14 protein-coding genes and 1 pseudogene are annotated in these 25,816 nt (G+C 71.0%); 8 read left to right on the top strand and 7 right to left on the bottom strand.

The genetic code is table 11. The features are described 5' to 3' along the window. Window positions 1–55: 55 nt before the first annotated feature. Window positions 56–541: pseudogene (locus H504_RS39750) on the bottom strand (transposase); the annotation flags it as partial. Window positions 542–728: 187 nt separating this feature from the next. Then, window positions 729–1,682, bottom strand: a complete 954-nt coding sequence (locus H504_RS34545) for an ArsR/SmtB family transcription factor (protein ID WP_051385740.1) — start codon at window positions 1,680–1,682, stop codon at window positions 729–731. Window positions 1,683–1,811: 129 nt separating this feature from the next. Here H504_RS34545 and H504_RS0111330 point away from each other — a divergent pair, with 129 nt between their 5' ends. Beyond that, entirely contained in the window at window positions 1,812–2,432 is a 621-nt protein-coding gene (locus tag H504_RS0111330; protein ID WP_026422857.1) for a C39 family peptidase, read from the top strand. Between the two features lie 151 nt (window positions 2,433–2,583). Here the strand turns inward: H504_RS0111330 and H504_RS0111325 are convergent, their stop codons facing one another. Genes H504_RS0111325 through H504_RS34540 form a run of 3 tightly spaced genes read right to left on the bottom strand, consistent with a single transcriptional unit; the run spans window position 2,584 to window position 8,361 of the window. Then, window positions 2,584–5,460, bottom strand: coding sequence for a LuxR family transcriptional regulator (locus tag H504_RS0111325; protein ID WP_026422856.1), 2,877 nt, complete (start codon window positions 5,458–5,460; stop codon window positions 2,584–2,586). A 46-nt stretch (window positions 5,461–5,506) separates the two neighbouring features. Further along, the gene (locus H504_RS0111320; RefSeq protein ID WP_026422855.1) at window positions 5,507–5,794 is read right to left on the bottom strand and encodes a hypothetical protein; all 288 of its coding nucleotides are present in this window, start codon (window positions 5,792–5,794) and stop codon (window positions 5,507–5,509) included. Between the two features lie 23 nt (window positions 5,795–5,817). Continuing rightward, window positions 5,818–8,361: a type 2 lanthipeptide synthetase LanM family protein gene (locus H504_RS34540; RefSeq protein WP_084467560.1), complete on the bottom strand. Its 2,544-nt coding sequence runs from the start codon at window positions 8,359–8,361 to the stop codon at window positions 5,818–5,820. Window positions 8,362–8,709: 348 nt separating this feature from the next. Here H504_RS34540 and H504_RS34535 point away from each other — a divergent pair, with 348 nt between their 5' ends. The 6 genes from H504_RS34535 to H504_RS43610 all read left to right on the top strand — a co-directional run bounded on the left by H504_RS34535 (window position 8,710) and on the right by H504_RS43610 (window position 16,313). Then, entirely contained in the window at window positions 8,710–9,924 is a 1,215-nt protein-coding gene (locus H504_RS34535; RefSeq protein WP_051385737.1) for a hypothetical protein, read from the top strand. Further along, window positions 9,925–12,000, top strand: coding sequence for a tetratricopeptide repeat protein (locus H504_RS34530; RefSeq protein WP_035303995.1), 2,076 nt, complete (start codon window positions 9,925–9,927; stop codon window positions 11,998–12,000). It abuts the gene before it with no gap. Between the two features lie 56 nt (window positions 12,001–12,056). Further along, on the top strand, window positions 12,057–12,587 hold the full coding sequence (locus tag H504_RS0111295; RefSeq protein ID WP_026422854.1) for an RICIN domain-containing protein: 531 nt from the start codon (window positions 12,057–12,059) through the stop codon (window positions 12,585–12,587). 158 nt (window positions 12,588–12,745) lie between these two features. Further along, window positions 12,746–14,329 carry an FMN-binding glutamate synthase family protein gene (locus tag H504_RS0111290; RefSeq protein ID WP_051385736.1) on the top strand — a complete coding sequence of 528 codons (1,584 nt, stop codon included), beginning with the start codon at window positions 12,746–12,748 and terminating at the stop codon, window positions 14,327–14,329. Window positions 14,330–14,338: 9 nt separating this feature from the next. After that, entirely contained in the window at window positions 14,339–16,072 is a 1,734-nt protein-coding gene (locus H504_RS0111285; protein WP_026422852.1) for a thiamine pyrophosphate-dependent enzyme, read from the top strand. Between the two features lie 106 nt (window positions 16,073–16,178). Further along, entirely contained in the window at window positions 16,179–16,313 is a 135-nt protein-coding gene (locus H504_RS43610) for a hypothetical protein (RefSeq protein ID WP_281173610.1), read from the top strand. A gap of 342 nt (window positions 16,314–16,655) precedes the next feature. On the opposite strand, the gene H504_RS41070 is transcribed toward H504_RS43610, so the two are convergent. Then, window positions 16,656–16,880, bottom strand: a complete 225-nt coding sequence (locus H504_RS41070; RefSeq protein WP_157440352.1) for a hypothetical protein — start codon at window positions 16,878–16,880, stop codon at window positions 16,656–16,658. A gap of 16 nt (window positions 16,881–16,896) precedes the next feature. On the opposite strand from H504_RS41070, the gene H504_RS0111275 reads away from it, so the two are divergent. After that, window positions 16,897–17,214, top strand: a complete 318-nt coding sequence (locus H504_RS0111275) for a hypothetical protein (protein WP_026422851.1) — start codon at window positions 16,897–16,899, stop codon at window positions 17,212–17,214. Between the two features lie 76 nt (window positions 17,215–17,290). On the opposite strand, the gene H504_RS0111270 is transcribed toward H504_RS0111275, so the two are convergent. Further along, entirely contained in the window at window positions 17,291–25,597 is an 8,307-nt protein-coding gene (locus H504_RS0111270; RefSeq protein WP_157440351.1) for a toxin glutamine deamidase domain-containing protein, read from the bottom strand. Between the last annotated feature and the right edge of the window lie 219 nt (window positions 25,598–25,816).

Below are 25,816 nucleotides of genomic sequence, written 5' to 3'. Positions count from 1 at the left end.
CTCCACACCGACTACCGGAGACCACCCAACACGTTCCCGGCCACCATCACGGCAGTCATCGGACTCTACTTCTACGCACGCTCTGAATAACCCTCACAGGCTTCCAGCGCATCGTCCACCCAGCGCGGACTGTCCCGTTCGGGTCAGACTACGAGTCGCAAGATATATGCGGCTTGCTCCGTCGCGTGCGCGGATCGCCCGCCGGTAGCGGGAGTTGAGGGACTCGATCGCGTTTGTGGAGCAGATCATCTTCCGGAACTCGATGTCGTAGTCGAGGAACGGCGCGAACTCGTTCCAGGCATTGCGCCACAGCCTGATCACCGCCGCGTACTTGCCTGCCTTTCCTCGAGTTCGTCCAGCGCCACGAGTGCGGCGTCGGGGTTGGGGGCGGTGCAGATGGGTTTGATGTCCCGTTTCACCGCGCTCCAGCCCCTGCGGGACGCGAGCTGGAAAGTGTTCCGGATCAAGTGAACCATGCAGGTTTGGACGATCGTTCGCGCCAGACTTTCGCCGCGACTTCCGGGAGGCCGTTGCGGCGGTCGCGGCATCCTGTGGCCGGTTGGTCCACTCGTGCATCTCGGCGATGACTTGTCGGTGACGTGGAGTCACAACCTCAGATGCCATCGCTCGCAGTGCCCGTCCCGCCGGATCCCCGGGCTCTGCGGGTCGGGTGGAAATACCGATCTTGGCCGGGTCCCGCGGCCGGGGCCGGTTCGGTGGCGTATGGGTCAGGGGTTCGTGCCGGGGGTGGTCGTTCGGGTGAGGAGGGTGGTGGCGGTGGGGGTGAGGGTGTGGCAGGCGGTGCCGTGGTGGCGGCCGGTGGTGATCAGGCCTGCTTCGCGGAGGATGGTGGTGTGTTGGCTGACGGCGGCGGCGGAGGTGCCTGCGTGGTGGGCGAGGGTTGTGGTGGTGGCGATGCCCTCGGCGATGGCGGTGAGGATGGTGGCCCGGGTGCGGCCGAGGAGTTTGGCCAGGCCCGCGGGTGGTTGGGGGCGTTCGGTGCGGGTGGCGGGGTAGATGAGCAGCATCAGGTCGCCGTCTTGGAGGAGGGTGGGGGATCGCTGGAAGTAGGAGGGGACGATGTCGAGGCCCCGGCCGCCGAGGGTGGTTTCGGCCTCGGAGGGGCAGCCGACGTCGAGGGTGGTGCCGGTCCAGCGGATCAGCGGGTGCAGGCCGGACAGGAGGCGGTCGACGCCGCCGTCGGCGAGGGCGCGGGTGCGGGTGGCGCGGTCGAGGGCGAACGAGTCCTGGACCGCCGTCCACTCGGGGCGGATGGCCAGGTCGTGGTAGGCGCGCAGCGACGCCAGCAGGTCGCGGCGGACGGTGAGGTCGTCGTCGAGGCCGCGTAGCGCCGACGGCATCCGGCCGGACCAGCGGGCGAACCAGTCGAGTTCGGCCCGTACCCGCGCCCGGGGGCTGGCCAGCAGGGCGCCGTCGTCGATCCGGGCGCCCATGAGCGCCACCAGGTCCAGGAAGTGCGGGCCGCGCGGGGAGATCGCGGCGAGCATCCGCGACCACGGGCCGAGACCTGCCCGGACCCGGTCGCGCCACGGCTCCAGGTGCGCGCTGTCGGGGCCGCCGCGCAGGGCGTTGAGGCTGAACAGCGTCTCCGCCACCGGGGTGGGTGCCGGGAGCAGGCGGACCCGGGCGATGTCGGCGGAGCCGAGGATGAGCCGGTGCACGGCAGGGATCTTTCCCGGTTCAGAACCGATCTACCAGGGGGTTTAAGCGGCAGCTTCAACCCGTCGCGGCGTCGGTGCCGCCCCGGCCAGGCTGACGCCGTCAGATTCCCGCTAGCACGAAGGAACTCGATGAGATCGGTGATCATGAAGGTGGCCCTGGCGGTGGCGATGGTCCTGGGCGTCTCGCTCAGCGCCCTGCCCGCCGCTTCCGCGACGGCGGCCGCGGCGGGGTGCCCGGACGGCGTCTGCTCCAGCAAGTACCTCAGCTACAGCGGCCAGCAGCAGATCAACGGCTACTACTGCGGCCCGGCCGCCACCCGCGCCGCGCTGTCGGTCCGGCTGATCAACGTCCCGTCGCAGAGCTCGCTCGCCGCCGGCCTGGGCACGACGGTCAACGGGACCGACCACATCAGCCAGGTCACCGGGGTCCTGCGCAACTACGTCGGTGGCTGGTACGAGACGAAGGAGATCGGCGGCAGCTACGCCGCGCAGTGGCAGGTCGACCTGCTGGTCGCCGACGTCCGGCTCAACATCAACAACGCCTTCCCGATCGTGGCGAACGTGGTCGGCTACGCCTATGACACGAACGGCGGCGTGCACTCCTACAGCGGCGGCCACTACCTGACCGTCGTCGGCTACGAGCAGGGCGCGAACATCTCGGTGATCTTCGACCCGGCCCAGGGCGTCCAGTACAACATGGAGACCTGGCGGCTGGCCGACTGGATCGCGGGCCGCGGCTACAGCGCCTGACTCGGCGAACATCTGACTCGGTGAACATCCGGCTTGTTGAACACCTGAATCGTTGAACATCTGATTCGTTGAGCATTGTGCGAGTTGAGCACCGGGTGACCGGTGGCGCCCGGGGGTGGCGCCACCGGTCACAACCGGTTTCCCAGAGCCACTACTCGCGGGGGAGGTGCGCGGTGAGCGCGACGCGGTCGTCGCTGCCGGTCTTCGTGATCAAGCTGGCGACGTGTTTTTCCACTGTGCGCGGGGAGATGTGCAGCCGGGCCGCGATGGCCTTGTTGCTCAAGCGTTCCGCGAGCAGCACCAGGACCTCGTACTCCCGGACGGTCACCCCCGCCACCCGCAACGCGCGCGGGACCTGTTCGTTGCCGGTGCGGCGTTGCGGGACGGCGGCGCCAAGGCGGCGGAGCTTCGCGCGGCACGCGGAGGCCACGGCGGTGATGCCCGCGCCGTGGAAGTAGTCGTCGGCGGCGCGGAGCCAGGGGATGGGACTGCCCCAGCCCGCGGCGTGGGCCTCGTCGGCCACCAGACGCAGTCCGAGGTGGCGGGCCAGCGGATAGGGCGCGGCCGCCCGCAGCGCGGCAGCGCAGGTGGCCTCGGCTCTTTCGACTTGGCCGTCGCGGCCCAGCAGGACCGCCTGTGCCAAAAGGACGAACTGCTGGTTCCACCGCATGGTGCTGGGGGAGGCGGACTCGGTGATGTGCGGTGTGCCCGCCCGACCCGCCAGGACCGCCAGCAGAAGGGCGAGGCCGTGCTTGCCGGAAAGGTGGAATGTGGTGGGGTTTTCGGCCTCGTAGGCGGCCGCCTTGGCGAGTTCGGTGTCGGCGAGATCGCGGTCTTCCTCCAGCAGCGCGCAGAACGCGCGAGCCAGGCCGAGGCACAGCGGCAGTTCGGGCGGACCGCTGCGGGACTGCTCGACGAGCGCGGTGATCGCCACCTCCATGTCGTGGCGCCTGCCCTGGTGGGCGTGCATTACCGCCTCCGTCATCAGGACGTAGCCGACCAGACTTCCCAGGCGCAGTTGGGTCACCGCGTTCGACAGCGGCTCCAGTTGCCGCGCGGCGGCCGCGTATTCCCCGCACAGCACCGATTGCAGCACCACGATCGCGTCCACATTGTACGCCAGCATGATCGCCCCCACCCGTAGCGCTTCCGCGCGGGCGCAGTCGAGGCTGTCGGTGCTGCCCAGGCGCAGCCAGTCGTTCCCGGCGGCGCGCACCAGCGCGTAGATGCGCTGGATCGGGATGTTCGCCCGGTCGGCGAGCGCCAGGGCGTGGCTGAAACACCGGTCGGCTTCACCGAGGTCGTCCTCCCGGGCGATCACGCCGAGCAACTGCCACGCCTCACAGGCCACTACGGCGACACCGGCGCGATCGGCGGAGTCGGCGGCGCGGCGGGCGAGCGCCGCGGCCGCCGTGACGCGGTCCGGTGCGGGGGTGTTGAGGTTCAGGTAGGCGTCGATCACATCGACCGGAGCGGTGTGCTCGTCGGCCGCGTCCGGGCCGAGCAGCGCGCGGGCTTCGCGGATCTGCACCCCGCAGTCGGTCCAGCGGCCCGCCAGGCAGGCGACTCGCGCGGCGCGGGCGTGCAGGGAGGCCCGTCTCGTCGCGGGCAGCGTGGTCAGCTCGGCGATGGACTCGCCCAGCCGCAGCGCCCGCTCGAAGTGGCCCGCCTCGGACAGGGCGGGCAGCAACGCGTCCAGGGCGTCGGCCCGCGCCTCGGCCGAGGTCGCCAGTTGGTGGGCCCGGTCCAGCAACCAGACGGCGGACTCGGCGGCGCCCGCGTGCAACGCGCGCCTGCCCGCCTCGGCGAACAGCGTCCCCGCCTGCTCGGTCGCCCCCGCGTCGGTCAGCAGCGCGGCCACCATCGGGCACCAGTCGCCGGGAAGATCGGGGTACAGGGCGGTGATCGCCGCCGCCGCGCGCCGGGACAGGTCGGCTCGTTCCGGGGCCGCGAGCCCGGTCCGCAGCGCCTCCGCGGTGAGCGGGTGGCGGAAGGCGTACCAGTCGGGGGCGGGTTCGCCGGGCATGACGAGTCGGGCGGCGACGCCCGCGTGCAGGTGCCGCAGCAGTTCGCCGTCGTCCATGGTGGTGACGGCGCGCACCACGTTCAACGGGAAGCGGTGCCCGAGCACGGCCGCCACGGACAACAGCTCGCGGCCCTGCGGCCCGAGCCGGTCGGCGCGCGCGACGATGCTGCGCACCACGGCCGCGGGCACCTCGACGCGCAACGCGCCATCGACGTGCCAGCCGTGCGGGCCGGAGACGAGCAGCCCGCCCGCCACCATGCCGTGCAGCATTTCCTCGACGACAAAAGGATTCCCGGCGCTGTCCTGCCACAGCCGTTCGACGACCGCGGCCGGGACGTCGTCGGCGTCGAGGAGGCGGGTGGCGAACAGCGCCACCTCCGCGCGGCTCAGCGGTTCCAACTCCAGCAGCACGCCCGTCTCGTGCCGCGCGGCGCGGCGGGCCACCTCCAGCGCGTTGCCCGGGTCGGAGCGGATCGTCGCGATCACCATCACCGGTTGGTCGGCGAGGTTGTCGACCAGGTACTCGACCACGGCCAGGGTCTCCGCGTCGGCCTCGTGCAGGTCCTCCAGCACCACCAGGCACGGCTGGGACCGACCCACCAGCGTCAGCAGCCGCAGCACCGCCTCGGCCAGCACGACCAGCGACTCGGTGGTCTGCCGCAGATCGGCCCACTCCGGGATCAGCCTGCCGAGCACCTGCCGGTACGGACCGAGCGCCGCGTCGGCGGGCAGGTCGCCGCCGCGCACCAGGGACAGCAGCGCCTCGGCGACCGGTCGGAACGGCACCATCGGCCCGATGGGTGTGCCCCGACCGCGCAGGACCCGCATCCCCCGTTCGAAGGCGAGCCCGGCGGCGTGCCGGGCGAGGCGGGACTTCCCGATTCCCGCCTCGCCCGCGATGAACACCCCGAGACCGTGCCCCCGCCCGGCGTTGTCCAACGCCCGCGCCAACCCGGCGATCTCCTGGACACGTCCGATCAACGGGGGTACGCCGGTCTGCATGAAGGCCGACCCTAGTCGGCGATCAGTGCCGGGAGAAATCGTCCTGTCAGGTTATTGTCAACGACACAGTCGCCGAAGTCTCGTTGTCGAGCAACCAGGTCGTCGCGATTGTCAACGGCAGCCCCGCCAGTGCGAGCATCCTGGCCGTGACCCTGGGCAACGCGGGAAAACCCATTTCTCCCAACGGGTTCTCGACTTCGTTAGTGTCGTTGCCTGAGTAATTCGCCGAGTTTTCCCCACTGTCGTTCCCGTTGCCCTCGATGTCAACGGTGTCGGTCACACGGACGTCTTGACGATCCTCCGTGCGGTCGTCCCCTGCTTCGTAAATCCCCATTTCTCGTCCCCTCATCTTGTGTTCTACCGGCCAGGTTCGGCCGATGGCGCGAGGGCGAGCACGGACGGCACGTCGAAACCCAGCCGCAGCAGTCCATACCCGATCCCCGCGAGTCCGGTCAGCAGGCCCGGCGAGGGAACCCCGCCGGGGGTACCGCATCGCGGACCGCGTTGGTCCAGCGTCCCCAGCAGCAATCCCGTCCGCCAGGCCAACAACCGCCGCGCGTCGTCCCGTCCACGCGCGGCGAGCACCACGAGCGCGTCGAGCACGCCCAACTCGCCGTGGCACAAACTCATGTCCTGCAACGGTTCCGGCCCGGGGAGCAGGTCGGCGCCGCCCAACACCAGTCCGGCGATACCGGAGCACCAGCTCATGTCCGCGCCCGGTCGGACCCGCGGCGGCACGCCGAGCACCCAATCGGCCCCGGCCGATCCTCGGGCGAAACCGGTGCCCGACAGCGGAATCCGCGCCAGCCGGGTGGTGTACCGCTCGGCCAGCCGGGCGGCCTCGGGCGAGCCGGTCTCCGCGTGCACGGCCCGCATCGCGGCGGCGGCGCCCGCGATCCCGTCGACGACGGCGAACTCGTCGCAGTCGGGCATGAGCGACACCGCGCTGTCGACGAGGTCGGGGTCCACGCCCAGCAGCGCGACCATTCTGGCCAGGGCGTAGGCGATTCCGCCGAGCCCGTGGAACCCCCCTGGCCCCACGGCGCGCACCAGTTCGGGTTCCTCGGCGAACAAGGCAAGCAGGCGGGCGACCGGCCGCAGCGCCGCCGACGCCGCGTCCAGGTAGCGGGTGCCACCGGTCAGCTTCCCGAGCTGGGCCAGGAACAGCGCGACACCCGTGTAGCCGCTGGAGAACCCCGCGCCGAGGGACATCACGGCCCAGTACCGGTCGTCGACCAGTTCCAGGCCCAGCCAGTTCGTCCGGTGGGCGCCGACACTGGCGTGCGCGAGGATCATGTCCCCGACCCCGCACGCCGCGGTGAGCAGCCGTTGCGGGTCGGGCGGCACCACGGTGCCCGCCGGGCGCCGGGTCGCGCCCGCGCGGTGCTGGACCGACCCCGGTCGGCTGCCCAGTGCCGCGCGGATCAACCACCGCTGGTCGTGCCGGTCGATCTCGCCCATCGCCGAGATCTTGTGGCGCACCGAGGTGAGCCCGTCGCACGGCAGCAGGCCGGGCAGGCGCTCACCCGTGTCGGTCCACAGGTCGCGGGACCCCGGTCGGGTGGTGAACAACGGGATGTCGCCCGCCCACAGCTCCCGGGTCTCGTGCCGCACCAGGGCGAGCAGCAGCGGGTCGTCCCGGGACAGTTCGTCCAGGGTGCCGAAGAACCGGTCGCGGTCGGCCGGGTCCCGCAGCACGTCCGGGTGGGTCGACTCGTCCAGCAGCGTGGCGTAGAGCCGGGTCGGCCGGGTGATCACCCTGGTCTCGTCGTCCGCGCACACCCGCACCAGGTCGAACAGTTCGTCGCGGTGGGCGACGATCGCCCGGTAGGCGGTGTCGAACCCGGCGAGCAGGGCGGCACCGTGGTCGGCCGGTTCGGCGGTCCGCCCGTCGAAGACCGGCCGGTTGTGCCGACCCGCCGCGACGCCGGGCGCGCGCACCAGCCGCATCCGGTCCGTCCCGGCGTCGACCCAGGTGACGACGTCCACGGGCAGCGCGGCGCCCGCGTCCCCGCCCATGCCGGAGATGTCGACGGCACCGTGGTCGCCGAACATCACCAGCGGCAGCAACGCCGTGCGCTGCACCGACCGGGCCAGGGCGACGGTCGCCGGGTCGTCGTTGACCGGCAGGGTCGGGTGGAACAGGGTCTCGACGTCCACGAGCACCGGCTGGTCACCGCACGCGATCAGGTTCTCGTAGTGCATGTCGGTGCCGTCCAGGGCGTAGACCAACGCCAGCAGCGCGCCGAGCCTGCGGTAGAAGGCGTCCGCCGCGACCACGTCGGCGCACGGCTCCGCCGCGACGAACTCCAGCCACCCGTAGCCGTCGCGCGGCAGCACCCGCAGCGTCCGGAACGCGATGGAGGTGCGCAGGCCGAGCCAGGCCACCTGGTCGTTGAAGTGCGCGTGCAGGGTGATCGGTCGGGGCCGGTAGACCAGCCGCCGCCCGTCGCCGAACCGCAGGATCGACACCGAGCGCCCGCCCCGGTGCGGGTCGCCCCGGCCGGTGTCCACCGCCACCGGGTCGCCGGGGTCGACACCGTCGAACAGCGTCTCGGTGATCAGCGCGCGGTCGGCGGCGAACCGGTCGGTCAACTCGCGGCCGCTGTCGACCGCCTGCCGCGCCGCCTGCGCCAGCAGCCTGGCCAGCACGGGGTGGCGGGTGAACAGGTCGTCGCGGTCGAGCGTGCGGCAGAAGTCCGCGAACCGGTCCTGCGGGGTGTCGCCACGCAACGTCCGCCCCTTCCGGGCGCGTCCGAGCTCCGCGACGAGGGTGCGCAACGCGATTCCGACGTGCCCGGTGTCGATGCCGAGCGAGTCCCCGAGTGCCTCTCGCCAGTCACGGCGCACGGCGCTTGTCGTCACCCGGAACAACCTGGCGGCCCGGAGAGGCGCGCGCATGGGTAGTCGCTACCCATATTCCTTGTGCCCGTTTCGGGACCAATGCGGGTGGGTGTCACCCGTGCGCGCGAACCCCGACCACGGCGACCGTCGTGCCAGGTGATCGGGACCGGTGCCTCGCCCGGGTCGACCCCGATCGCCTGACCCACCACCGCCAACCACGGGAGGAACCATGAAGAAGTTCAAGGTGCGCAAGGCCGGGACCGTGCGGCTGACCACCGCCGCCGCGGGTTACGGCGTTCCCTGCCCGCTCGCCCCGTAGCAGACACCGGCGACGTCGTCGCCTGTCGGACGGTTGCCCCGGACCCGTGTGGTCCTGGGGCAACCCCGGAACCCACGAGGTGTGCCGTGAACCCCGCGAACCCACTGTCCTACGACCTGGACTGCCCCGTGGCACTGCACCCGCTGGCCTTCCTCGACGAGGGCGACGGGCAGGTGACCGTGGGGCGGGCCGGAACCGGCCCGTACGGGGTGTTCCCCGCCGACGCGGCCGCCCTGCTCGCCCGACTGGCCGACGGCGTGCCGCTGGGCGAGGCCGCCGCCTGGTACGAGCGCGAGTACGGCGAATCGGTGGACGTCGCCGATTTCCTGGCGGTGCTCGCGGAACTCGACGTGCTGCTGGGGGCGGGCGAGTCCCCGGTACCGCCGCGACCGGTCCGCTGGCGTGGGCTCGGCGCGCTGCTGTTCTCCCCGGTGGCGTGGTTCGGCTACGCCGGTCTGGTGATCGCGGCCGTGCTGGCCATGGTCGACCACCCGGACCTGCGGCCGAACGCCACGCAACTGTTCTTCACGCCCTCGCTGGTGGTCGTGCAACTGTTCCTCGTCTTCGGCGGCATCCCGTTCGTGGTGCTGCACGAGGCGTTCCACGTCTTGGCGGGCCGCCGGATCGGCGTCGACTCGACGATCCGGCTGAGTCGCCGGTTCGTCTACGTGGTCGTCGAGACGTCGTTGGACGGTCTCGCCGTGGTCCCCCGGCGCAGGCGTTACCTCCCGATCCTGGCCGGGACCGTGGTCGACGTGGTGTCCGCCGCCGTGCTGGTCCTGCTCGCGGACCTGCTGCGCGACCCGCAGACCGGCGCGCTCGGTCTGCTGGCCCGGCTGTCGCTGGCGTCGGCCTTCCTCATCCTCTTGCGGATTGTCTGGCAGGTGTTCCTCTTCCTGCGCACCGACCTCTACTACCTGATCGTCACCGCGTTGCGGTGCGTGGACCTGCACGAGGTCGCCTTCGCGAAGCTGATGACGACGCTGCGGCGTCTGCTCGGCAGACCGGCATCGGACGTGGACGAGTCGGAATGGGACCCCCGGGACCGCGCGGCGGCGCGCTGGTACGTGTGGGTGCTCGCCGCCGGTTACGCCGCCGTCGTGGCGGGTGTGTTCCTCGCCGTGGTGCCCGCCACCGCGCACATAGCGCGGGAGATCGCCGCCCGCACCGCCGGGCACCCCTCCGGCCTCGACCTGCTCGACACCACGGTGTTCCTCGCCCTGATCCTCGGCCAACTGGGGTTGGCCGCCTACCTAGCCGTGCGGGCCCGCCGCGCGACCCGGCCGTCCCTGGAGGCGTAGATGTCGGAGAACCAGCACCTGTGGGTACGGCTGTCGCGACCGGTGGACCCGGTCGAGTTGCCCGCCCTGTTGGCGCCATTCGGGCTGCCCGCCCTGCTCGTTCCGTGTGTGAACGCCCATCGGCGGTTGCGCGGCCCGTTCACCGCCGCCGGTGCGGTGGTGCGCGCCGTGGCCCCGCGGGCGTCCGCCGATCTCGTGGAGCGGCACGAGGTGGAGTTGCTGTCGGTGGCGCCGGAGTTGCGGGCTGTGCTGGACTCGCCACGGGAAACGTTGACCTCGTTGGCGATTCCCGAGGAACGGACCCGGTTCTACGCGGGTGTGCGCACCCAGCGGCTCGGCCACGGTGTGGTCGACTTCCTGGACGGGTACCTGCGGACGTCCGGGACCGGGCGCCGCGCGCTGGTCGTCCTGGTCGACGGTGCCGACCGCACGGACCTGGAGTTCCTCGCCGCGCTCGTCCGCCGCACCGACCCGGACCGGCTCACCGTCGTCGTGTGTGGCTCGGCCGAGGAACCGGGGGAGCCGTTGACCGACATCCTCCTCCGCTTTGCCGAGCAGATCACAGTGGACGCCCGCCCGGTCCGGCCTGCCGACGGGGCCGTCGCCCGGTACATCGCCGGGGACGGCGTGCCGGAGTCACCCGAACTCGTGGCGGCCTACCACCGCACGCCCGCCGCGGACCGCGCCCGGCTGCACGATCTGAGAGCCGCCGAACTGGAAGCCCTCGATCAGCCCTCACTCGCGTTGGGGGCCATCCCCTGGCACCGCGAGCACGGCACCGACCCGCACGGCGCGGGCGTGACCGCGCTCGCCGCGGCCATGAACCGTTGCCTGGACATGGGTTTCTACCACTCGACCATGGAGTTCGGTTGGCGGGTGAGGGAACTGACCGCGGACCCGGAGTCGGTCAACCAGTGGTGGCTGGCCAGCACGAAGATCACCACCTCGCTGCTGATGCTGCGCCGCGCCGAAGAAGCCGAGGAGCTCTACGACGAACTCGCGGCGGCGACCGACCACCCCCGCGCCCACATGCACGTCGCCTACGCCAAGGCCATGATCTACACCCGGCACTACGCCGCGTCCCGCCGTGACCACCTGCGCGCCAAGGGCCTGCTCCGCCAGGCCGTCGCGTTCGCGGGCCTGATCGGGGACTCCCGCGCCGACCGGCTGTTCCTCACCGTGTTCCACCAGAACGGCCTGGCCCTCGCCGAGATGCACCTGGGTGACCTGGAGGACGCGCTGCGCCTGGTCGTCGAGGGCGCGGCCCGGCTGGACGAGCTGCTCGCGCCCGGCGAACACGCGCTGCACCGCTCGGTGCTGCTGCACAACCGGGCGCAACTGCTGGCCCGGCTCGGCAGGCTCGACGAGGCCCTGTCCTGCTTCGACCAGGTCATCGCCCTCGACCCCAACCACCCGGACTACTACATCGACCGCGGCAACCTGCGGCACCGCCTCGGCCGCGCCGACGACGCCCTGCGCGACTACGCCACCGCCGTGCGCCTCGGTCCGCCGCTGCCCGAGGCCGAGTACAACCGGGCCGAGATCATGATCGAGCTGGGTCGGGTGGACGAGGCCACCGCCCTGCTCGACCGCGTCATCGAACTCGAACCCGACCAGGTCGACGCGCGCGTCAACCGGGCGTCGCTGCTGCTGGACGCCGGGGACGTCGACGCGGCCCGGTCCGACGTCACCACCGGCCTGGCGCTCGCCCCGGACAACCCGCACCTGCGGGTCCTGCTGGCCCAGTGCCACACCGCGGACGACGACCACAGCGGCGCGGTCGCGGCCTACGACCAGGCCCTGGCATCGGACCCCGACCTGGTGGCGGCGCTGGCGGGCAAGTCCGAGGCGCTCTACGCCCTCGGTGAGCCCGACGCGGCCCTGGCGGTGCTCGACCACGCGGTGACCCTGGCCCCGGACGACCCGGCCATCCGCTACAACCGCGCGGTCCTGCACGAGGCCGCCGCCCGCTGGGACAAAGCCCTCGCCGACCTCATGGTCGCGGCGGCGGCGACACCGGACGACGACGACGTGACCGCCGCGTTGGACCGCTGCCGGGCAGCCGTCTCGATCTGACCCCCGGATTTCCTTGGCGGTCGTCGACCGTCGGGACCCACCGAAGAAGGAGTTCCATGAGTTCGTTCGTCAAGCGGGCAGCCGCGGCCCTCGCCGCGCTGGTGCTCGTGCCGGTGCTGTCGATCAGCTCGGCGGTCACCGCCTCGGCGGGCGGCGTCCCGCTGCCCACGTACCGCATCATCAACCAGGACAACCCGACGGTCTGCCTGGACATCCCGCACGGCAGCACCGACAACCACAAGGCCGTGCAGATCTATACCTGCAACGGGGGCCTCAACCAGCAGTGGCAGTACGTCAACGAACCCAACGTCCCCGTGCTCGGCAAGTCCTACGGCTACCTGATCAACGTGGCCTCCGGCAAGTGCGCGGACGTCAAGCAGGCGTCCCTGACCCCCGGCGCCGCGGTCGAGCAGTACACCTGCTTCCCCGGCACCCGCAACCAGCTCTGGACCTACGACATCATCAGCCAGACGTTCCGCGTCCTGCACAGCGACCAGTGCCTGGTGGCCAGGGTGCCGGGCTCCAAAGTGGACCTGATGCAGTACCCCTGCGACAGCGTCTACAGCAAGCGCTGGGTCATGCTCTGATCCGTCGCCCTGGTTCGCCCCGTGGGCTCCGCCGGTGTCGGCGGAGCCCACGGGCGGTCGGATCGTCACACTTTCGCCCCGTTCGTCATCGTCGGGGTCGGTGTCCGGTTGTCCGGTGTCGTTCGGCGGGGTGCCTTGTGTCGGGCTAGTTTCAGCAGGTGCTCAGGTTCGCCGCTGTCGGCTTGCTCGGACTGTTCGCGCTCGGCGCCGTGTGGCTGGCCGTCGCGGTTTCGCCGTGGTGGTGGGTGCTCGCGGGCGTGCTCGTCCTCCTCGCCGCTGTCGGCGTGTGGGATTTGGCGCAGCGCGGGCATTCGGTGTTGCGGAACTATCCCGTACTGGGTCATTTGCGGTTCTTGCTCGAAGGTGTGCGCCCGGAGCTGCAGCAGTACTTCGTCGAGCGCAATTTCGACGGCCGCCCGTTCGACCGGGATGTGCGCAGCATCGTCTACGAGCGGGCCAAGGGCACCGAGGCCGAGGAACCGTTCGGCACCGAACGCGACGTTTACGCCGACGGCTACGAGTTCTTCGTGCACTCGATGGCCCCGAAACCCCAGCCGGACCAGGTGCCGAGGATTCGGATCGGTGGCCCGGACTGCGCCAAGCCCTACGACATGGCCCTGCTGAACGTATCGGCGATGAGTTTCGGATCGCTGTCGGCCAACGCCGTCCTCGCCCTCAACCGCGGCGCGGCACTGGGGGGTTTCGCACATGACACCGGTGAGGGCGGTTTGTCCGAGTACCACCTGCGCCACGGCGGCGACCTGGTGTGGGAGATCGGCACCGGCTATTTCGGTTGCCGGACATCGGATGGCGGCTTCGACGCGGCGGAGTTCGCCGAGAAAGCCGCGCACGAGTCGGTGAAATGCGTGTCCCTGAAGCTTTCCCAGGGCGCCAAACCGGGCATCGGCGGTGTGCTGCCCGGACCCAAGGTCAACGCCGAGATCGCCCGGGTGCGCGATGTCCCCGAGGGCAAGACCGTGGTGTCCCCGCCGTACCACCGGGTGTTCGGCACGCCGCGCGAGCTTGTCCGTTTTGTGGCGCGGATGCGGGAACTGTCCGGCGGCAAGCCGACCGGTTTCAAGCTGTGTGTCGGTTCCCGGCGCCAGATCCTCGCGGTGTGCAAGGCGATGGTCGCCGAAGGGGTCACCCCGGACTTCATCGTCGTCGACGGGGCCGAGGGCGGCACCGGTGCCGCGCCGCTGGAGTTCGCCGATCACATCGGCACCCCGCTCACCGAGGGGCTGATCACCGTGCACAACGCGTTGGTGGGCACCGGTTTGCGGGACCGGATCAAGCTCGGCGCCAGCGGCAAGGTGGCCACCGGCGCGGACATGGTGAAGCGGTTGGCGCAGGGGGCGGACTACACGAACGCGGCCCGCGCCATGATGTTCGCGGTCGGCTGCATCCAGGCCCAGCGCTGCCACACCAACAAGTGCCCGGTCGGGGTGACCACACAGGACCCCAGGCGCGCGCGGGCACTCGACGTCGGCGACAAATCCCAACGGGTGCACCGGTTCCAGCAGGCCACAGTGAGCAGTGCCCTGCAGATCATGGCCTCGATGGGCGTCGACCACCCGGACGACCTGCGCCCGCACATGCTGCGGCGGCGGGTGGACCCGCACACCGTCCGGTCCTACGACGAGCTCTACCACTGGCTGGGCCACGGCGAACTGCTCGTCGACCCGCCGCAGGGCTGGGTGGCCGACTGGACAGCGGCGGATCCCGACCACTTCACCGTCTAGGAGGACGCCATGTCCCGCAGCGTTGCCCAGGTCGTCATCGATGGTCTGGTCCAGTTGGGGGTGACCCACGTGTTCGGCGTCGTCGGCGACGCGCTCAACCCGCTCACCGACGCGATCCGCCGCACCGACGGGCTGACCTGGGTGGGGTGCAGGCACGAGGAGGTCGCCGCGTTCGCCGCCGGGGCGCAGGCCCAACTGACCGGCACCATCGGCGTGTGCATGGGCACGGTCGGCCCCGGCTCGATCCACCTGCTCAACGGCCTCTACGACGCCGCCAAGAGCCACGCCCCGGTGCTCGCCATCGCCGGGCAGGTGCCGCTGGCCGAGGTCGGCACCGACTACTTCCAGGAGGTCGACAACGACCTGCTGTTCACCGACGTCGCCCTGTTCCGGGCGACGGTCACCTCGCCGGAGCAGATGCCCGGCCTGCTGGAGATCGCCGTCCGCACCGCGATCGGCCGCCGGGGCGTCGCCGTGCTCACCATCCCCGGCGACATCGGCGACCAGGAGGTCCACGCCGACCGGGAACCCCGGTTCTCCGTCGCCAGCCGGTCCACCCGCCCGGACGACCCGGCCCTGGACGAGGCGGCCCGCCTGCTCAACGCCGCCGACCGGGTCACCCTGCTGGTCGGGCGCGGCGCCAGGGAAGCCCGCGCGGACGTCCTCGCCCTGGCCGACCGCCTGGCCGCGCCGATGGTGATCACCTTGAAGGCCAAGGAGGGCTTCGAGGACGACAACCCGTTCCAGGTCGGCCAAACCGGACTGATCGGCAACCCGGCCGCCGCGTCCGCACTGGACTCCGCAGACACACTTCTGCTCCTGGGCACCGACTTCCCCTACCGCGACTGGTATCCCCAAGGCCGCAAGGTCATCCAGGTGGACGCGGCCGCCGACCACATCGGACGGCGAGTCCCCGTCGACATCGGACTCGTCGGTGACGTGGGGCCGACTGTGCGCGCGCTACTGGACCGCCTGTCCGTGCACAGCGACCGCGACCACCTCGACCACGCCCGCACCCACTTCGACAAGTGGCGCGCAGGCCAGGCCCGGCTGGCCGCACCCGACCACGACAGCAGCCTCATCGGCCGCGTCCGGTCCGCTTTGGACAATCGCGACCACCAGATCCGCCCGGAAGCCCTGGCTGCCGTCGTCAACGAGGTCGCCGCCACCGACGCCGTGTTCACCTCCGACACCGGCATGGCCACGGTCTGGCTGTCCCGCTTCGTCCACATGACCGGCACCCGCCGCCTACTCGGCTCCTACAACCTCGGCTCCATGGCCAACGCCATGCCCCAGGCCATCGGCGCCCAGTTCCTCGACCGAACCCGCCAGACCATCGCCTTCTGCGGCGACGGCGGCCTCACCATGCTCCTCGGCGACCTCATCACCATCGCCACCCACAACCTCCCGATCAAACTCGTCGTCTTCGACAACCGCCGACTCGGCATGGTCAAACTCGAACAAGAACAAGCAGGCCTCCCCGAGTTCGGCACCGAACTCCACAACCCCGACTTCGCCGCCGTAGCCTCAGCCATGGGCATCACCGGCTTCCGCGTCACCGACCCCGACGAACTAGACCCAACCGTGCGACAAGCCTTCGCCACCCCCGGCCCAGTCCTCCTCGACGTCCTGACCAACCCGGAAGAAATGTCCGTCCCCCCCAAACCCACCGTCGACCAAGGCTGGGGTTTCGCCATCGCCAAGGTCAAAGAACTCCTCCACAGCCCCGGCGAAACAATTTAACCCGCACCCGCGTCACTGTTGGGGTCGGAGCGCGCTAGCCCTCGACCACCCCGTAGGGGATTTCGCGATTCGCCCGTTCGGCGGTGCCGTCTGGCAACGGGTCCCCATGACGGAGCCGGAGGCGACGTTGGCACAGATCGCCCTGGTCACGCCGGAGTTGCCGCCATGGCCTGCGAGCAACGCCGATGTGCGGACTCGTGTCGGCGGCTTCCGCCTGGTGGTGCGCGGCGCAGGCGAGTAACGACCTGACCGGCCTTCTCGATCACTGACATGTTGCTCGCCGATCCACGTCCGACTCACTGAACTGCTGACCGATCCAGTGGTCTGGGGGCTGCCCGCTGGGCACTGTCAGGTGGTGGCCGAGCCGAAGCACGCCGAGACAGTGGTCGAGATCGTCGGCGCGGCCGCTGCCGCTGCTATGGACATGCTGCTTGTGTACTAAGGGGGGCACGGGCTGGTTGTGTCCGAGCGGGCCGAACTGGGGTTGGCGCTCACCGGGTCCCGGACGGACAAAGTGCACACGACCCTGCCGTTCGACTGGCTGCGCCCGTGCTTGTTGGAATGCGGGCTGAGCGCAAGGTGGTCATCCTGACTGCTGCTTCAGCGCACGCGCCATGACCGGCCAGATGGCCCCCGACGCGGGCCTGGCCACCGCACCGCGATAGAAGGCACCTTCGTGTTCACCGCCGCCGCGGAGAACAAGAAGGCCCTCGCCCCACCCGGCGAGCGATTCACCGCGTTCACCGGTGAACTGATCGCCTTGCTGGAGCGCGGCATTCCTGGAGCCGTCGCCGGTCGGCGTACCCATTTCGCCGCTGGTCGTCGTGGCCGACGTCGACGCGTTCGTCCTGGCCCACCGCCCCAATCCAACCGACTTCGATCGCGCCCTGCGTCTGCTGCTGTGGGACGCCGACCTGCTGCTGACCCGCGAGGCCCTGGAGTATACCTGGGCCACCGACCAGGCTGGCGGCTCGGAAATCGTGGTGGTACAACACTACGAGTACGCAGGCGGGTCGATCCGCGGATTTCCCGTCAACCGCGGTGTGCGCTTGGTCAACGACCTGATCGAGTCGATCCGCACGCTGTGCGCGACGTATCCGACAACAGTTCTGCCTGATCGTTCAGGCGAGCCGAAGCAGTAACCAGGAGATGGCGCTTGAGCCCGTGCGGTGATTGGCCTGCGGGGCGCGTCCGGTCCGGTGTCCTCCACCAGCACGGTTACTGGACCTCAGCGGGCTCGACCGGGAGTGGGCGGCCGCGTGGGGGGAATTTGAGGTGGCGGAGGTTGTTGAGGTTGGGGTCGACGACCATGGCGGTGATGTTGCCGTTGAGGGTGGTGGCGAGGTGGGCGACCGTACCGGCTTCGGTGGGGGTGTGGGAGAGCAGGACCCAGCCGCCGCGGTAGGGGACCAGCAGGCCCTCGTGGTCGGGGAGTTCGATGACGGTGCCGCGTTCGGCGGCGGCTCGGATGTGGTGGGCGATGACCCGTTGGCGGTGTTGGCCCAGGGCGGCGATGCGGCGGGTGAGGGAGGAACGGGGGGACGCGCTGCCGAGGTCGGCTTGGGTTTGGCGGAGGTCGTGCAGTTCGGTGTCGACGCGGTCGAGGTGGGCCTGCCAGTTGGGTGAGCCCGCGTCGACGTGCGTGCCGTACTCGTGGGCGACGCCTGCGGGGAGGTCTGATCCGCCGACGTAGTGGTTGTCGGCGTTGAGGACGACCGCGTGCACGAGGCCGAGACCGGGGATCGCGCCGGGACTGGCCGGAAGGGTCGTGCCGAGGTGGGGGTCGATGAGCAGGACCCGGTTGTGTTGGTTGACCAGGTTCCAGCCGTGGCGGGTTCCGTCGGGCAGCCTGCCGAACACGAGGGCGGCGGAGCCGTGGCCTGCGAGGGTGACCCGGTCTATCAGCGCGCCCAGGGCGTGGGCGCCGGATCCCATGTACTCCAGCGGGTGTTGGGTCCAGTCCGCTGGGGCGGTGTTGTATTTCGTGTGATACGCCAGCACCGCGTCCACACTGTTGGTCGAAACTGCTCGCGAGACCACGACGCGTGCGGTCGAACCGGTGCCGTTGGTCGCCGGCGCCGATGATGTGGTGGGTGACTTCGGCGGCAGGGCGATCGGGCCTGTACCGAGGTCGTGCTTCGGCAGCGGGAAGGGCGTCCACTCGCTGAGCGGGCCACTCAGCGAGTAGGCCACGGTCGGCCGAGTGCGCAGCGGCAGTCCGCGCACCAGGTCGACGACCATGGTGCCAGGCACGTTCGGTGCCACGTAGAGGGCACGCCCATCGGATCGACTGTGCTTCGGCGGGTCGGGCGGTTCCTGGCTCTCCAAGTGCAGCATGACGCCGTCGCCCGCGGCGGTGAAGGCAAGTCCCTCCGGAGCCGTCACCCCCGCGTGCTGCCAGACATGGGCGAGGGTGAGGTTGAGCGCGGTCAGGTGCAGGGCGTCAGACTCCCAAACACGAATCCGGACATCCTGGTGGCCGGTGACCAGAACCGTACCCGCCGGAGTGTCCACATAGAACTCCGCGTCCGCCGTGAACAGATAGGATGGTCCGCCTTGGCGCACGCCGGGCCCGCCCGCCACCTCCCGGCTGTGCACGACGGAACTCGCGCCCAGCTCCGTGGCGACCAGGGTGAACGTGTTCGGTACCAGCCGGGCACTGATCCGCACCCCCAGGGTCTCCTTGCTCCCCGGGACGTGGTTGACCTCGGCTGACCCGCCGGTGAACAGGTTCCGAGCCGCGGTACGCAACGCCTGACCGGTGGTCAGCTTCTGAATGGCCAATTCAGATGGCGTACCAACCTCGGTATAACGCGAAGTCCGCGCCGCGGCAGCCGCCAGGTCCTGTATGGACGAATGTCCCACTGCCGGCGGCGCACCGCCGAGCTGAGCGTAGAGGGCGTCCCGCACCGCGGCGGTCGTGGCCGATCCGATGACCTCGACACTCCACATGGAATCCGGGTCAAGCGTTGCCCGCCGGACAGCGCCCGGCGGGTTGTGGTCGAGCACGGTCACCGTGGGCTCCGCCTGCGGCCGGGACATCGGCGGCGATGTCTCCGCGTTCGGGTACGCCAGGCCGACCGCGCCCAATACGTTCTCCGTGCGCACCTCGGCCGCGCGGTTGGCGTTGTGGGCGGCGGTCAGGGTGAGTGCGCTGACCGGCGACGACGCCACGTGCTTGCGCGTGATCACCAGCGTGTAGGTCACGTCGCGGTGCGCGCGGTCCACCGTGGGATAGGTGTCGGTGTACCAAGACCCCGTGGTCGGACCCCGCCCGCCGACCGACATCGAGTTCGGCGTGAACTGCGTGATCTTGCCCGTACTCGTCGTCAGCCGTGCCTCGTGCGCCGTGGTGCGTCTCGCGGTGACCCGGATGTCGACAATCTCGGCCACGTGCGCGCCCACTCCGGGCACCGACACCGCGTGCACGCCACCGAGCGCCTCGGTGAGGTTCACGAACTCGCTCGGGCTGCTGAACAGCCAGATGATCCGGTGCTCGACCTGCGTCGCCCAGATGCCGGTGACCCCGAGCTCGCCCAGTCGGGCGCGCACGCCCGCCAGTGGATCGCTTCCGCGCAGCCAGGAATCGGTCACCACCGCCGGGCCGTACGCGACGTATCCGGAGCCGATCGGCAACAACTGCTGCGTGCCCACCGATTGCACCCGATCCGGCTGCGCGTCCAGGATGACGCTCAACCCCGGGTGTTCAGGCATCCCTGTCACCCGGAGCAGTTCCACGGCATTGCGCAAGGGCATCTGGACGAGGACGGCCTCCGGCTCGTCGACGGTCACCGCCACCGGCCCGGCGTTGGCGCGGGTCTCCGCCAGCCGCGTGGCGACCTCACCGGTGAAGGTGTAGCGGGCGTCCAACGCGACGAACGCCGTCGGGCCACGGTAGTCGAACTCCTGGTGGGAACCGGGAACCAAGTCGGTCATCGCCCCGGCGTCGCCGGTGCGCGAGTGGCTCTCACCCCGGCGCCGCAGGAACCCGTCGACCCGGATGTCGACCACGCGCGGTGCGAAGAACCGCACCCGCCCGCTGAGCGTACCCGTCATGGAGCTGGCCCCGTCCTTCGCCGAGAACCGGTCTATACCGCCGAGCTCGCCGTTGATCCCGTGCACGGCAAGGTATCGGGCGCCGTGCTGGGCGGCGAGGGTTCGAAGCGTGGTCGCGGTGGCCGAGCCGGGCCTGGTCAGCGGTGAGAGCCGGTAGCGCAGGACTCGACCAGGCGTGCCATCGTCCCGTGTGGACTCGACAAGCTCGCGCCGCCCCCACGAGGTCAGCTCCGATCCCAGCGCCGCCTCGCGGTAGCGCACCGACCCGCCTTGATTGTCTACTCTGGACTCTGTGTTCGCCCGCCCCTGTGTGGACAACGACCGGACCGCCGCGGGTGGCGGTACGCGACCGGTCTCCGGATGCCGCCGCCACGACGGCCACCCGGACGTCCCCGGCACCAGCAGCCGTTCACGCTGGTTCGGACCGGGTACACCGCCCAGCAGCGTCCCGGTGCCGGAACGCGGCAACCAGGCCGGACGCGCCCGTCCGGACACCGCCTCGACGTGCGCCGCGAGCGCGATGTGCGGGGCCTCCACCATGGCGGGCGACATCCGCGCGTGCTCGACGCTCACGAACGGCCCGAACAGCTCCGGGGGGACGGCGTGCGCGGCGACCTCGGCGGCCAACGGCGGTGGCTCGCCCACGTAGAGGCCGGGGGAGAACCCGGGGGTCGCGGCGGTCGGCTCGTCGACCCAGGCCAGCTTGTCGGCGGGCGTGGACACGACAACCGCGTCACTCACCCGGGTCGCACGCAGGTTCCCGCGATCGCCGTTGACCGCCATGCGGTCGAGGGCTGTGGCGACGTCCGCCGCGGTCGGTTCGACGAGCCGAACAGGCTCGGTCGGGTCGCCGAACAGGGTCCGTCGGACCACCTTCGACTCGACGACCTCGCGGCGCACCACCACCAGCTCCAGATCGCCGGTGAACCCGCGGTGCGCCCCCGGGAACCCCGAGCCCCGGGCGACCACGCTGACCTTGGACATCCCGGGGGAGGCGTTGTCCCGGTTCGTCACCTGGTCCCGGGTGGTCGCGTCGGTGCGGGGCGATGGGAACGTCGCCGCGGGCGGGGTGATCTCGGCGTGCACCTCCAGCAGGACCGTCCGCTCGCCCGCCGCCCAGGTGATCTGCAGGCCACCGTGCAGGGCGTCGAACACGGCGGCCGCGGCCGAGGCGTCATCGGCGAACGCCGACCCCACCGCCGCCCGGCCTGCCAGGTCCAGGCCGTCGGCGACGAAGTCCCCGATCCGCTGCCTGCCCGGCACGCCGAGGATCTCGTCGGTCCCGATCCGGTAGCGGCCGGTACCGGGGGTGCGCGTCAGGTCGGGGTCCGGCGCGAGCTGCCTGGGCACCGGCAGACCGAGCCGGGCCGCGTCGAGCACCGGCAGCGCGGTCACCCCGTCCACGTACCCGGGGGAGCCCGGGTGTCTGCCGACACTCACCGCCACCCGTCGCCTCGTCTGGTAGACCAGCGTGGTGTCGGTCGCTCCCCGGACCACCTCGGTGTGGTTGCTCTGCCGGAGGCCGGGCAGGCTCACCGGGCGCCGCACCACCACCTGGTCCGACGGTCCGATCAACCTCACCTCGATCGGGTCGCCCGTGATCCGCACCGGCGTGCCGTCGGGCAACCCCGTGCTCAACACCTGACCGGCGGGCAACCGCAGCACCTCGGTCGAGCGCAGCAAGTCCGCCAGGTCGGGTAGGTGCTCGTCGCCCACCCGCCCGGCCAGTTGCCAGACGAGCGCGAACTCGACCCCGATCGCCTGCCGCTCGGTGAGCTCGGCCAACACCCCCGCGGGCACGGTCCCCCGCCGGACTCCGGGGTCGGCCGGGGGCACGTACGGTGTGAGGTCCGTGGCGACCGGTGGCACCCGCAGTCGGACGTTCACGGCCGCGTGCTCCAGCGTGGCGCTCCGACCCACCCTGGCCAGGGTGATCTGCAGCTTGGCGTCCACCAGCGACCGGCCCCCGGGACCGGCGGCCATCCCCGCCGGGGGGACCGCACCGGCGTCCACGCGCGTGTCGGTGGGCACCGCGACCTGCCCCATCAACCAGACCTGCGCCGGGTCCGCCGGCGTGGGCAGGGTGACCAGGTGCCCGCCGCCAACGATGTCGGCCAGGTTCTCCCGCACGGCCTTCGTCAACGTTTCCTTGACCGAGGACAGCGCGGACGGGTCGGCGAACAGGCGCTTGACCGCCCTGGTCAAGGGCGTCACGTCGACGCGCGCCACCTCGACGCGGCGGTCGAGCGGCAGGTCGCGCAGCAGGGTCAGGCTCCGCTCGACGTCGCCTTGGCCCGCCGCCACCTCGGCGGCCTTGGCCGCCTCCCGCACCCGGCCGAACTCCGCCAGGACGGTCGGGTAACGCCGTGCGGCGGTGTCGGCGGCCCACCAGCCCAGTTCGACGCGTTCAGCGCGGGCGTCCCAGGCGGCCCGGTCGGTGTCCGGCGGCAGCGCGGCCAGCTCGTCGCGTTTGGCGGTCAGGGTCGTCTCGGCCAGGTCGATGACCTTGGTCGGGCTTTCGGCGCGGGTGTGCGCCGCGCGGGCGTCGGTCAACGCGGCGGCCGCGGCTTTGGCCTGCTGGTCCGCCTCGGCGGCGACGGCGGCTGAGTTCGCCGTGCGCCGCAACGCGGCCAGTTCGGCGCGCGCGTCGGCTCGGGCCTGGGTGACCTTGGCCAGGGACTCCCCCATCTGGGTGACCGCCGGGGCGAGCCGGACCTGCGTCGCCGCGGCCGCCGTCGTCTTGGCCAGCGTCTCGGTCAGGTGCGCGACCTGGCTCTCGTACCCGGCCATGGCCGCTTCACGGGTGTCGATCTCGGCGAGCAGGTCGTCGAGCGAGCGGCCGCCCAGGTTCGCGCGGCTGTTCGCCAGGATGGCGGCCACCCCCGCCACCGTCGCCGCCTCGGCTGCGTCGGTCAGACCGTGTCTGGACCATTCGAGCTGTTGGGTGGCACGCCGCACCGTGCTCGCCGCCGCCAGGTACCCGCGCACGTCGGCGAGCGCTTCTACCGGGTCGCCGATCTCGGCCGCGAGCGAGATGTTGTCGCCCGCCGGGCCGACCACGATCGCCTTGACCTCGCCGATGCTGTGCTTGCCGTCCCGGGGCCCCTGCTCGGCCGCCAACCAGTCCCCCGGCTGACCGTCCACGTGGTACACGACGCCGTTCTGGTTGATCATGTTCCACACGTGGCCAACCTCCGCGCCCGCCCGGATGGTCCTGACCAGGGCCGATGCCCCGTGACCTGCCGCGAGCAACCGGCTTGCCACGGTGTTGACGGCGGAGTGGCCGTAGCCAACGACCTCGTCGGCGAACCCGCCTGCCTTCTGCCACACGCTGTTCGGTCCGTGCTCGCGCGCGGCGGCCTCGGGACGGCCCTGCCAGGTGTTGTGCACCGCTGCGGCCGTGTAGACGCAGTTGTGCGTGCCCCCGATCGCGTTGATCCGGGGGAGCCAGTCGCGGAAGTCGGTGAACGGCCGCCCGGCCAATGCCGCGAGCACCGGGTCGGTGAGCGCCGGACGCACGATGTCGCTGCTGGGCGCCTCGGGAGCGTGGTCCGGTGTTGGTACCCGCACTCCCGGGTCGGCCACCTCGGGCGTTGTCGTGCCGGGCCGCGGGTCCGCGCCTGACTCGGACCTCTCGACCCCCGGCCGCACCGCCGACCCGACCGCGGCGTGCGTGGTTCCGGCCACCGCGACTTGACTCCCGGCGCCGCCGGCCTGAGCAGCGGTGACGGTAGGCGCGACTGTGCTCGGTCGACCGAGGGACGCGATCGTCCTGTTCGGCTGGGGGAGTACCCGGTCCGGGTTGCGCACCTGACTGGGGTTGCCCGCGACCGGCTCGGCTCGCACGACCGCGTCCTTGGTCACCGCCGCCGGTGGCGCGATGTCAGCGGAGAATGGTGCGATTGTTGGTGGCGAGGTGACTGACTCTACCGGCCTGCTCGGTGCTGTGGTCTGCGGGGCAGCCTGCTGCCCCACGACTGTCGACTGTGGACTGATGGGATGTGCGGCGATCGTGGGCCGCGCGTTACCATCCCCAATGGACACTTCGTGCTGCCCGGCGGGTGGGGATGCGGGGGACGTGGCTGGGTGTGTTCTCTGCATGGCGGGCGATGTGGGGTCGCCTGCGTGCGTGACCGTGGATCGTGCGATACCGCCTCCGGCTGGTGAAATCGGGTGCGTGGTGACCGGCGTGCGATCGGGGGAGGCCGTCGGACTGCTCGGTCGGGCGATCGCGGGTTGTGCGGTTGTCGGGTGCCCTGGTCGGGTTTGCGGAGTCCGGGCGGCGTTTCCTGGTTCCCCGATCGCGGCAGGTCCATTGGTCGGGTGGTTGTGCGGAGGGGAGCCGGATCGGGTCACCGCCAAGTGGGGGAAACTCGGTGCGGCTGGGATTGGTACCGGGATGGACTGTCTCGTTGTTGCTTCGGGCGTGATTTCCGGTGTGCCGTGGGGAATTGCCGTCGGGCCGACGTTGTGTCCATTATGGATCTGCAGGGCGGGTGCGTGGCCGATGCCCTTGTGCCGGATGGACCGTCCGGCGGCGCCGCCCATCCCGGAGATGCCGCCGGAGGTGGCCGACCACCCGTTCATGCTGAACTCGCCGGTGGTCAGGAAGTTGTAGAGGGTCTCGGTGAACACCTCGTGGAACGCCTCGACCCCGATCTCCGACACGAGTTCCGGCACCGTGTGCGCCCACGACGGGATCGACTTGGCGAACTTCGCGAACTTCGACAGCACCGACTCGACGCCCTGCGCCGCCGCCCGCGCCAGTACCTCCCCGACCGCGGACAGCGGGAGCATCAACACGCCGCCCAACGCGCCGACGGCGAAGGCGTTGGTCGTGTAGCCGGTGTTCCAGGTGTGCCGGGTGCCCATCGCGAACTGCATCCCCTGCGCCAGGATGTCGATCACGGCCTGGAACGCCATGCCCACCAGTTCGGCCTGCGCCAACCGCAACGCCAACCGCCCCAACGCCGACTTGAGCAGGTACCGCACCAACGCCACCCGCTGCGCCAGCCACACCACACTGGCCCCACCCGTCTCCGCCGCCGCGGCCGACGCCCACGCGATCTCCACCGCGAGCGCCCCCAGGCTCAGGACCGAGACCAGCTTGACGTACTCCACATCCACCGCGAGGTCGTGCAGGTACTGCGCCAACCCGTGAAACTGCTCCGCCGCCGCGTCGACGTAGTTGTCCGCCCCCTCCACGAACGGCGACATCCGCGCCGCGAACGCCTGCTCCGCCGCACCGGAGAAGGTGGACCGGACCGCCGCCACCGCCCGCCGCAACTCCGGCCCCAGCTCCCCCGACAACCCCCGCCCGGCCGACTCCCAAGCCCCGGCCAACACGTGCAACTTGTCCTCGTTCGCATCCGGCCACTCCTCCCCGGTGACCACCAAGAACAACCCGCGCACGCCATCGGGGACCATCATCGCCATCAGACCGCCCGCCCCCACCCAGGGCTGATCCAAGACACCGGTCCGCTTACCCCCGGCAACCCCCACCCCCACCAACCGGTTCGCACGGGGCCGACCATGATCGCGAAACCTAGATCCACGTCACACCCACCAAAAACACATCGAGATGAACACCACACCAAATCCGGGTGAGCGCACCCGGCGTCGGGTACAGCCGGTGATCCGGCCTGCACGGCCGCGACCTGACATCGCCGGAGTCCGCCGCCCTGTGCG

The organism is Actinokineospora inagensis DSM 44258 (assembly GCF_000482865.1).
Classification (GTDB): domain Bacteria; phylum Actinomycetota; class Actinomycetes; order Mycobacteriales; family Pseudonocardiaceae; genus Actinokineospora; species Actinokineospora inagensis.
Note: the sequence above shows the minus strand (reverse complement) of the source record. Positions and strands in the feature narration are given on the sequence as shown.

Excerpts from the sequence above, each read along its gene's own strand:
- H504_RS34530 (WP_035303995.1), top strand. The coding sequence starts at position 9,925 with ATGTCGGAGAACCAGCACCTGTGGGTACGGCTGTCGCGACCGGTGGAC.
- H504_RS0111320 (WP_026422855.1), bottom strand. The coding sequence starts at position 5,794 with ATGGGGATTTACGAAGCAGGGGACGACCGCACGGAGGATCGTCAAGAC.
- H504_RS0111330 (WP_026422857.1), top strand. The coding sequence starts at position 1,812 with ATGAGATCGGTGATCATGAAGGTGGCCCTGGCGGTGGCGATGGTCCTG.
- H504_RS0111295 (WP_026422854.1), top strand. The coding sequence starts at position 12,057 with ATGAGTTCGTTCGTCAAGCGGGCAGCCGCGGCCCTCGCCGCGCTGGTG.
- H504_RS0111325 (WP_026422856.1), bottom strand. The coding sequence starts at position 5,460 with ATGCAGACCGGCGTACCCCCGTTGATCGGACGTGTCCAGGAGATCGCC.
- H504_RS34540 (WP_084467560.1), bottom strand. The coding sequence starts at position 8,361 with ATGCGCGCGCCTCTCCGGGCCGCCAGGTTGTTCCGGGTGACGACAAGC.
- H504_RS41070 (WP_157440352.1), bottom strand. The coding sequence starts at position 16,880 with ATGGGTACGCCGACCGGCGACGGCTCCAGGAATGCCGCGCTCCAGCAA.
- H504_RS0111285 (WP_026422852.1), top strand. The coding sequence starts at position 14,339 with ATGTCCCGCAGCGTTGCCCAGGTCGTCATCGATGGTCTGGTCCAGTTG.
- H504_RS43610 (WP_281173610.1), top strand. The coding sequence starts at position 16,179 with ATGACGGAGCCGGAGGCGACGTTGGCACAGATCGCCCTGGTCACGCCG.